The following is a 10166-nucleotide window of genomic DNA, read 5'->3' as shown; positions in this document are numbered from 1 at the left end:
GGCTTTAGCGTTGGCTTTACGCGCAAAGGTTTTTCGCGTTTGCGTGCACGGCGGTGATCGCCGGCATTACGCGATCGCCTTCACATCCGCTTCCTTTGCGCCGGTCATGATCGCAACCGCTTCGGACATATGGATGTCTTTGCGATTCACGAGCGCGGCGCGCCGGCCGAGACGCTGGATATGGATGCGATCCGCGATCTCGAACACGTGCGGCATGTTGTGGCTGATCAGAATGACGGGCAGCCCGCGATCGCGCACGCGGCGAATCAGTTCGAGCACCATGTTGCCTTCCTTCACGCCGAGCGCGGCGGTTGGTTCGTCGAGAATCACGACGTGCCGCGCAAACGCCGCGCTGCGCGCGACGGCCACGCCCTGGCGCTGGCCGCCCGATAGCGTCTCGACGGCCTGACGCATCGAACGGATGCCGATTTGCAGGTCTTTCATATGCGCGGTCGCTTCTTCGAGCATGCGGCGCTTGTCGATCATCTTGAACAGCGAGCCGCGCCAGCCCGGTTTGAGCAGCTCGCGCGCGAGAAACAGATTTTCCGCGATACTCATTGCGGGCGCGACGGCGAGGTCCTGATAGACGGTTTCGATACCCTGGTCACGCGCATCGAGCGGACTGCGAAAACGAACCGGTTTGCCGTCGAGACGGATCTCGCCTTCGTCGGGCACGGCGGCGCCGGACAGCGCCTTGATCAACGACGATTTGCCGGCGCCGTTGTCGCCGATCACGGCCATGATTTCGCCGGGCAGCACTTCGAAGTCGCAGCCGTCGAGCGCGGTGACCTGGCCGTAGCGTTTGATGAGGCCGCGTGCTTCGAGCACAGGCGTAACAGCGGAAGAGGCGGCGGAAGAAGGAACGGATGTCGTCGACATGACGGGCTCCATGCTTGAATGCGGTGCTAAAGATGAAGGCGCTTCTGCGCAAGGCGGCAAATGCGAGGCGCCTAGCGCACGCCGCGTCGCGACAGCTTGTCGGCGGCGACCGCGAGAATCACGAGAATGCCGGTAATCAGCACCTGATACACGGACGACACACCGATCAGCGTCAACCCGTTGCGAAATACACCCACGATCAGCGCGCCGAGCAGCGTGCCCGCGATCGAACCGCGTCCGCCGAACAGACTCGTGCCGCCGAGCACGACCGCGGTAATGCTGTCGAGGTTTTCGGTTTGACCGGCCTGCGGATCGCCGACGCCGGTACGCGATACGGCAAGCAGCGCGGCGACGCCGTAGATCGCGCCGGAAAGCGTATAGACGGTGAGCAGGATCTTTTGCGACGAAAGACCCATCAAACGCGCGGCTTCCGGGTTATTGCCGAGCGCGTACAGATGGCGGCCGGGCACGGTATCGCGCAGGACAAACCATGTCGCGAGATACATCAGGAGCGTCAGCACGGTGCCGTACGTTACCTCGGCCGGGCCGAGCCTGAACGTGCTGCCGAAGAACATGATCGCGTCGGGCAGACTCGACACGCTTTCGGCGTTCGAATAGATCTGCGTGAGCGCGAAGGCGATATTGAGCGTGCCCAGCGTGACGATAAACGACGGCAGTTTGATGCGCGTGATCAGTGCGCCGTTCAGAAGACCGAACAATGCGCTCGCGCCGATTCCGCAGAAAATGGCCAGGACTGGCGGCACGCCGAGCACCACCGCGAACTTGGTCATGACGATCGAGCCGAACGCCATCACCATCCCGCACGACAGATCGATGCCGCCGGTCAGCACGATCAGCGTCTGGCCGATTGCGATGACCGCAACCACCATCGTTTGTTGCAGGATCAACGAAAGGTTTTGCGCGGACAGAAAGCGGTCGCTTTGCGAAATGAAAAATGCGCATGCGAGCACCAATGCGATGAGCGGACCGGCTTCGGCAAGCGTGGGCAAACGGTCGGCAAAGCGACGGTGATGGTGAGCGGGGGCGGTGGGGGTGGGCGTGGACATGATGTGTTTCCTCGATGCGTTGATGCCACCGGCGCGGGCGCAATGTGCGCAGCGCCGGTCGATACGGTAATGCGCGTCGTTACTTGTTGCCCCAGCAGTTCTCTAGGCCGAATGCGGTGTCCTTGCTGGCGACGCCCGATTGAGGCTTGTCGGAAATCAGCGTGACGCCGGTGTCGTGGTAGCCGCTCGGTTTCTTGCCGGTCTTCGCATAATCGACGCCGGCGTCCACGCCGAGTTGAGCCATCTTCAACGGGTATTGCTGCGAGGTCGCGGCGATCGCACCGGCCTTCACATTGCGTACGCCTTCGCAGCCGCCGTCGATCGATACGATCATCACGCCCTTGTCCTTGCCTGCGGACTTCAGCGCGCGATACGCGCCGGCCGCGGCCGGTTCGTTGATCGTATAGACCACGTTGATGTCGGGCGCTTTCTGCAGGCAGTTTTCCATCGCCGTTTGCCCCTTGGCCTGATCGCCGCGCGTATCCTGGCTGCAGACGATCGACGGGTCGCCTTCCTTGATGCCGAAGCCCTTCAGAAAGCCGTTATGCCGCAGCACGCCGACCGTCACGCCAGGTGCAAGGTCGAGCGTCGCGATTTTCGCGGGCTTGCCGCCGAGCGCGGCCTTTGCGTATTCGCCGATCAGCACGCCTGCCTTGAAGTTGTCGGTGGCAAAGAGCGCGTCGGTTGCATCTTGCGGGTCGGTCGGCGTATCGAGCGCGATCACGATTGCGCCGGCCGCGCGCGCCTTCCTGATGCTCGGCACGATCGCCTTCGTATCGCTCGGCGTGATCAGAATCGCTTTCGCGCCGGCCGTCAGCATGTTTTCGATCGCGGTGACCTGGCTGGCGTTGTCGCCGTCGAACTTGCCGGCTGCGGTCATCAGTTTCGCACCGTCTTTCTGTGCGGCGCCTTCCGCGCCCTGGCGCATCTTCACGAAGAACGGGTTCGTGTCCGTCTTGGTGATCAGGCCGACTACAGGCTGGTCCGCTGCCTGGGTCGTGCCGGTGCACAACACAGCCGCCGCCGCCGCGCAAACCGCGACGATCCGTCGGGCGGCGCTCCGGTGTGTGACGCTCGGCACGCTCGATTTCAGATTCATGGAAACGCTCCTCCAAGTGATTGACAACGACGTTATGGACTGCAGTCGATTCGAATTCGCTGTGGCTGGGGCGCGGTGGGCCGGCCTCGCTTCTGGTTGGATTGCGCTGCGCTGGCGTGTGGGACTAAATCAATTTGTTTTATTTAGTACAGCAGCGCGGGTGACAGGTGTCAAGCAACGACTGATCTTTTGCAGTGCGGGAGGAGAGCGCCGCCGATGCGCGGGAGCGCAAGTGGAGAAAGGCGCAAGCGGTGTTATGCGATGCACTGCCACCTGCGCGGGATTCGGGTAAATCAGGAGAGTGAAGCTTTGGCGTCACCCAATGGTCTGAGCATTGAGCGGCGATAGGGAAGGGAACAGCGCGGCGAAGAGACTATTGCTTCAGCTCGTCGAACTCGATCTTGCCGCCTTTCATAACCATCGGAATACGCTCGCCTTGCCCCGTTAAACAGGCAATATCCTTAAGCGGATTGCCATCGACGACGATCATATCGGCCCACGCGCCCGGTGCGATGCAACCGAGTTTCTCCGGCAAGCCCAGCACTTCTGCGCCGATCACCGTTGCACTGCGGATCGCCTCGGCCGCGCCCAGCACATCGGCACGAATCAGAAACTCGTTGCTTTGCAGCCGCTGCGACGGGCCGAGCAGGTCCGAACCGAAACCCATCTTGACGCCGGCGTCGCGATAGATTTCAAGCGAACGCTTGCCGGCTTCACGTACATCTTCGATTTTCGCCACGCTTTCCTCGGCGAGCCCGTATTGCGCGCCTTCGCTGGCGAGTGCGTCGTAGGTGACGAGGGTCGGCACGACATAGGTGCCGGCTTCGGCCATCAGCTTCGCGGTTGGCATATCGATCAGGTTGCCGTGTTCGATCGTGCGCACACCCCAGCGCACGACGCGCGCGATCGACTCGGCCGTGTACGCGTGCGCCATCACATAGGTGTGCCGTGCGCGCGCTTCGTCGACGATGGGGCGCACTTCGTCTTCGGCGAAGCCGAACGCGCCGACCGGATCGGTCGGCGAGGCGACGCCGCCCGATGCCATGATCTTCAGGTGGTCGGCGCCCATCTGCAGTTCTTCGCGTGCGGCCTTGCGCACTTCGTCGACGCCGTCCGCGACGCGCGACAACGCACCGACGCGCACGCAGCAGCCGCACGGCGCGCTTGTGCCGATATAGTCGGAGCGTGAGCGCATATCGCCGTGACCGGCGGTGGGGCTCAGTGCGCGGCCCGCGACGAACATGCGTGGCCCGACCGCGAGCCCGCTTTCGACGGCCTGTTTATGCGGCGCGTTTGCGCCGCCCGCATCGCGCACTGTCGTAAAGCCGCGCCGCAGCATGCCGCGCATCAGCGGCACCGAGCGTAACGTGACGAGCACATTCGGCATATGCACGAGTTGCGACAGATTCAATTGCACCGCCACCACATGCACGTGCAGATCGATCAGGCCAGGCATCAGCGTCTTGCCCTTGAGGTCGATCACGCGCGCGGCCGCGCTTTGCAACGGCCGATCGGACACTTCCTTCACCAGACCGTTTTCGACCAGCACGTCGCGTGTGTCGAGCAATTCGCCGCGCAGCGGGTCGAGCAGGGCGGCATTCGTGAACAATGTAGATTCCACGTTTTTCTCCTCGTTCGATCGTGATCGATCGATGCCGTGCAAATCAGCCGGAAAACCGGCAAAACAAGCGGAAAAGCGGCTGCCTGACAGCGTTATACCGCTTCGCTTGAGGCGATGTCTTCGAGCGAGCGGCCGCGCGTCGGGATGCCCATCACGAGCACCGAAATGGCGCCGAGCAGCAGCACGACGGTGGTTGTGCCGAATACACCGCCAAAGCCGAATGTCGGAAACAGATAGCCGACGAGTATCGGCGACACAATCGCGCCGATGCGTCCGATTGCCGAGGCAAGTCCGGTGCCGGTGGTACGCACGGCGGTCGGAAACACTTCGGCGGTATACGCGTAAACGCCGGCATACGTGCCGTTCATAAAGAACGACAGGCAGATGCCTGACAGCATGATTTCGCCTCCGGTCGACGCGAATGCCATGCCGAGTGCGCACGCGCCGCCTAGTACCATGTACGACGCGATCGTCGCTTGCCGGCCGATGCGTTCGTTGAACCACGATGCGCTGAAATAGCCGGGTACCTGTGCGAGATAGATCGCGACTGAATAGCCGAAGCTCTGCGTAATGCTCATGCCGCGCTGCACGAGCAGGCCGGGAATCCACGTGAAAAACGCGTAGTAGCTGAAGGTGATCGACAGCCACATCAGCCAGGTCATCGCGGTGATGCGCCCCTGTCTGCCGGTCCACAGTGCGCGGAAATTCTTGAGCAGCGTGCCGGCAACGCTGGGCGATGCACCGCTCGTGCCGATCGATTCGGGCTCGGGCAATGCGACGCCGGCCGTGGTGAATTCGTTTTCGATTTTCGTCAGCACGCGGTCCGCTTCCGCGCTGCGGCCGCGGCTTTCGAGCCAGCGCGGCGATTCCGGCAACGCGCGCCGCCACCATAGCAGCATCACCACCGGCACCGCGGTGATGTACAGCACCGCGCGCCAGCCTGCGGGAAACGCCGGCACGATGAAATAGCCGAGCAGCGCCGCGCCGACGAAGCCGAACGAAAAGAAGCCCGCGAGCGAACCCGTAAAGAGCCCGCGATAGCGTCGCGCGACGAACTCCGCGAGATACGGCGCGATGATCGCGCTTTCGGCGCCGGTGCCGATGCCCGAAACGATCCGCGATGCGAGAAAGGCGGGCCATGAATGAGTGGTGGCGCTGACGACGGTCGCGACGCTGTACAGCAACAACGCCCACATCATCACCTTGCGCCGGCCGATCAGATCGCCGAGCGTGCCCGCGGACAAGGCGCCGAAGAAGTAGCCGATGAAATTGCCGCTGCCGAGCACACCGGTCTGCACGCTGGTCAGCGCCCAGTCGTGACGCAGCACCGGCAGCACGAACGCGACGGCAGCGGCGTCCATCGCATCGAACGTATAGCCGAGACCGCCCATCAACAGCAGGCGCTTGTGGAAACGCCCGAACGGCAGACGCTCGATGCGGCCGGAAATCGTCGACACGTGTTGTCTCTCCCATTGTCCTGAGCGGCGCTTAGCGAAGCGGACGTCGTACCTGCACGGCCGATTTTAGGGCCATGCTTAACGTCATAAATATTTATAATCGTGATCCGCCATATAAAGACGGTGAATGGAGACGCGATGAACTTCAGGACGCTCGATCTGAACCTGCTCAAAGTATTCGAAGCGCTGATGTCGGAGGGGGCGGTCACACGCGCGGCGTCGAAGCTGTCGCTCACGCAGCCGGCGGTAAGCAATGCGCTAAGCCGCTTGCGCGAGGCATTCGACGATCCGCTTTTCGTGCGCAACGGCGCCGGCGTCACGCCGACGCAGCGCGCGATTGCGCTTTGGGGGCCGGTCGGCGAATCGTTGTCGCGCATTCGCGCCGCGCTCGACGAAGAGACATTTCTGCCGGAGAGCGCCCAAGCGAGCTTTAGTCTCTCGATGTCCGACTACGTCGCGAGCATCGTGATGCCGCGGCTCGTGGCGCGGTTTGGTGCAACCTCGCCGGGGCTGCGCTTTCATTCGATGCCGAACATGCTGCTCGATGCGCCGACGCTGCTCGAAGACAATCGCGTCGATTGCCTGATCGGCGTGTACGTGAACGAAACCTTGCCGCCTGCCTATATCCGTTCGCGCTCGTTGTGGAGCGTCGACTATGCCTGCCTGATGCGGCGCGATCATCCGCTTGCAAGTGCCGGCCGTTTGACCACGCGACGCTTTCTGGGTGCGCGGCATGTCGACATCAGTCTTGCGGGGCAAACGCAACCGTCGTTCGATATTTTTCTCGCTTCACGCGGCCTCAAACGCAATCTTGTCACAACCGTCAATCACTATACGGTCGCGTGTGAAATGATCCGCGCAAGCGATCTGATTGCAGTCATGCCGCGCGATTTGTGCGAACGCTTCGGCATGAGCGGCGAACTCATCGGCGTGCGGGCGCCGCTCGAGGCGCCCGAGCGCATGATCAGCCTGTTCTGGCATCAGCGTAACGAAACGGTGCCGGCGCACCGATGGTTGCGCGAGCAACTGGTCGGCATGTTCGGCGCTGCGTAGGCAAAGGCATGATGCATAGCGAACAACGCCGCAGACACAGACAAACCGATACAACCGCGCATATCGGCAGATGTGGCAACTTGCTGGCACACTAGCGGTCTTGCGGGCGCAAACCGATCCCAAATCGTGAACTTCCAGGAGACATTCATGCAGATTCATCATCGCCGTTTCGGCCGCACCGGCTGGGACGTTTCGGAAATCGGCTTCGGTGCGTGGGCGATCGGTGGATCGTGGGGCGACGTGTCCGACGCGGATGCGCGCCAGGCACTGCATGCGGCGCTCGACGCCGGCGTCACGTTTATCGACACGGCGGACGTATACGGCGATGGCCGCTCGGAGCGGATCATTCGCGACGTGCTGCGCGAGCGCGGCGGCAAGCGGCCCGTGGTCGCGACCAAAGCGGGGCGCAGACTGAGCCCGCATGTCGCCGACGGTTATACAAAGGCCAATATCGAAGCGTTTATCGATCGCAGCCGCGAGAACCTCGGCGTCGACACGCTCGACCTCGTGCAACTGCATTGCCCGCCCACTGACGTTTACTTCCGCCCGCAATTGTTCGAGGGGCTTGACGAACTCGTCGCCGCGGGCAAGCTGCGCCACTATGGGGTGTCGGTCGAGCGCGTCGAAGAAGCGCTGAAGGCGATCGAGTATCCGAACGTCGTATCGGTGCAGATCATCTACAACATTTTCCGGCAGCGGCCCGCGCAATTGTTCTTCCGCGAGGCGCAGGCGAAGAACGTCGCGGTGATCGTTCGCGTGCCGCTTGCAAGCGGCATGCTGACGGGCAAGCTCAATGCGCAATCCACGTTTGCGGCGGACGACCATCGCAACTTCAATCGTCATGGCGAAGCGTTCGACGTGGGCGAGACTTTTTCGGGCGTGCCGTACGAGGTCGCGTTGGAAGCGGTCGAAGCGCTGCGCGCCGACGTGCCGCAAGGCGCGACGATGGCCCAGTTCGCGCTGCGCTGGATTCTGATGGAGAAAGCCGTATCGGTCGTGATTCCGGGCGCCAGAAGCGCGGCGCAGGCTAAGGCGAATGCCGAGGCGAGCGCGCTTGGCGCCTTGACCGAAGAGACCATGACTCACGCGCACCGCATCTACGATCAACTGATCGCGCCGCACGTGCATCAGCGCTGGTAAGAAAACGCGCAAGCGGTGGCAAATGACAAAAACGGGTCGCCAGCAAAGGCGACCCGTTTTTATTGCTTAAGCGCTAAGGCACATGCCGGCGCATGGCGTGCTCAGGTGCTTATCGCTCGACGCCCGAGATGCGCGCCGACTCGCTAACGAGCGACCCCGCGCCATACGGAAGATCGATGGCGGGCGATGAGTGTCGTTCTGCATGCGCGCGGCGCATCGGCTTCAACACAAAGATCGCGAGCAGTGCGGCAAGCGCCGCCATGCCGGCCGCAAGCATAAACACCGCATGCCAGCTGCCCGTCGCCGCGGTAATGACGCTCGTGAACGGCACGAGCAGCGCAGCGGTGCCCTTCGCGGTATAGAGCAAACCCGCATTCGTCGCGGCGAACTTGGGGCCGTACGTGTCGCCGCAAGTAGCAGGGAAGAGACTATAGATTTCGCCCCATGCAAAGAACACGATACCCGTCAGGATAACGAACGCAGTCGGGCTATGACCATACCGCGACAGCGCAACGATACCAACCGCTTCGATCGCGAACGCGACGAACATCGTGTTCTCGCGGCCGATACGGTCCGATACCCAGCCGAAGAACGGCCGCGTCAGGCCGTTGAGCACGCGGTCGATGGTCAGTGCGAAGGTCAGCGCCGGCAACGTAAGGCCAACCAGGGAAACCGGCGAGTCCTGCAAACCGAAATCTTTTGCGATCGGACCGAGCTGAGCCGTTGCCATAAGGCCGCCCGCGGCCATCATCACGAACATCAGGTACATGACCCAGAACACCGGCGAGCTCACCACTTCGCGAGGCGTTGCGTTGTAGATGGTCCGCTTGACCGCGTTGGCCGTGTTCGTCGCCGCGGTTTTAGCGCTTTCGAGCAGGCTCTTCGGCGGCGCCAGCAAGGCGAGGCCGAGAAAGAACACGATAATCCCCTGGCCCAGGCCGAACCACAGGAACGTCGCTTCATAGCCGCTGCTCTTGATCATATTGGCGATCGGCACGACCGTTGCAGCGGAGCCCATGCCGAAGCCAGCCGCGGTGATCCCTGCCGCAAGGCCGCGGCGATTGGGAAACCATTTGAGCGCATTGCCAACGCAGGTGCCGTACACCGCGCCCGCGCCGATACCGCCGATCGCCGCAGCGAAGTAGAGCACCGGCAGCGACGACGCAACCGAGTTCAATGCCCACGCGAGCGCGCACAGAATGCCGCCGCCGACCACGACCGGTCTCGGTCCGAAGCGGTCGACGAGATATCCTTCAACGGGCACGAGCCACGTTTCCGTGACCACGAAGATCGTGAACGCCACCTGAATCGCGGCGCGTCCCCACTGGTACTTCTCGTTGATCGGGTTGACGAATAACGTCCAGCCGTACTGCATATTGGCGATCATCGCCATGCATATCACGCCGAATGCAAGCTGTACCCACGGCGACGCCATCCACGACGACGCTTGTCCCGCCTGTTCCTCTCGATCCGCTCTCATGATGTCTCCGATGTATGACTGCCTTGATTTATGTTTGTGGGGAAGGGGACGACTGGGCTGGGTCGTCGCCAACCTGACTCAAACCTGGTCAAGCCTGGTAAAGGGCAGTTTTAGGGCCGGTCATAAGTCGATACAGTATGTGATATATCAAGTAAGTCAAGAGAAAGGATTGACGGGGTTTTCACCAGGCATTTCGTCGAACGAAAGGGAAATGAAGGTGATGCATAAATGGCAGGCTCAGGCCAAAAAAAAGCCCGCCGTACAAGAGCCGGCGGGCCAGGACATGCGGCGAGACAAAGCGGGTTCGCGACATGCGTTACCTTTATAGTTGAAAGTAAAACGTAATGTAAAGTTTTTTCTTTGTAGGTGT

8 protein-coding genes are annotated in these 10166 nt (G+C 62.0%); 2 read left to right on the top strand and 6 right to left on the bottom strand.

The genetic code is table 11. From position 1 onward, the window contains the following. Nucleotides 1-66: 66 nt before the first annotated feature. The 5 genes from ACYPXD_RS27290 to ACYPXD_RS27270 all read right to left on the bottom strand — a co-directional run bounded on the left by ACYPXD_RS27290 (nt 67) and on the right by ACYPXD_RS27270 (nt 6123). On the bottom strand, nt 67-879 hold the full coding sequence (locus ACYPXD_RS27290; protein WP_459718766.1) for an ATP-binding cassette domain-containing protein: 813 nt from the start codon (nt 877-879) through the stop codon (nt 67-69). Between the two features lie 71 nt (nt 880-950). After that, nucleotides 951-1946, bottom strand: a complete 996-nt coding sequence (locus ACYPXD_RS27285; protein ID WP_459718763.1) for an ABC transporter permease — start codon at nt 1944-1946, stop codon at nt 951-953. A 79-nt stretch (nt 1947-2025) separates the two neighbouring features. After that, nucleotides 2026-3045 (bottom strand): substrate-binding domain-containing protein, encoded by a 1020-nt coding sequence (locus ACYPXD_RS27280; RefSeq protein ID WP_459718760.1) that lies wholly within the window; start codon nt 3043-3045, stop codon nt 2026-2028. A 373-nt stretch (nt 3046-3418) separates the two neighbouring features. Continuing rightward, complete coding sequence (locus tag ACYPXD_RS27275) at nt 3419-4666, bottom strand: metal-dependent hydrolase family protein (protein WP_459718757.1); 1248 nt, start codon at nt 4664-4666, stop codon at nt 3419-3421. Between the two features lie 92 nt (nt 4667-4758). After that, on the bottom strand, nt 4759-6123 hold the full coding sequence (locus ACYPXD_RS27270; protein ID WP_459718755.1) for an MFS transporter: 1365 nt from the start codon (nt 6121-6123) through the stop codon (nt 4759-4761). A 138-nt stretch (nt 6124-6261) separates the two neighbouring features. On the opposite strand from ACYPXD_RS27270, the gene ACYPXD_RS27265 reads away from it, so the two are divergent. Further along, nucleotides 6262-7176, top strand: a complete 915-nt coding sequence (locus ACYPXD_RS27265; RefSeq protein ID WP_459718752.1) for a LysR family transcriptional regulator — start codon at nt 6262-6264, stop codon at nt 7174-7176. Nucleotides 7177-7329: 153 nt separating this feature from the next. Further along, entirely contained in the window at nt 7330-8316 is a 987-nt protein-coding gene (locus ACYPXD_RS27260) for an aldo/keto reductase (RefSeq protein ID WP_459719636.1), read from the top strand. 109 nt (nt 8317-8425) lie between these two features. Here ACYPXD_RS27260 and oxlT read toward each other — a convergent pair whose 3' ends face one another. Next, a complete protein-coding gene (oxlT, locus tag ACYPXD_RS27255) occupies nt 8426-9796 on the bottom strand; it encodes an oxalate/formate MFS antiporter (protein ID WP_459718750.1) in 1371 nt (456 codons plus the stop codon). Between the last annotated feature and the right edge of the window lie 370 nt (nt 9797-10166).

It is taken from the genome of Paraburkholderia sp. 2C (genome assembly GCF_054589215.1).
This window is presented reverse-complemented; position numbering and strand designations above follow the sequence as displayed.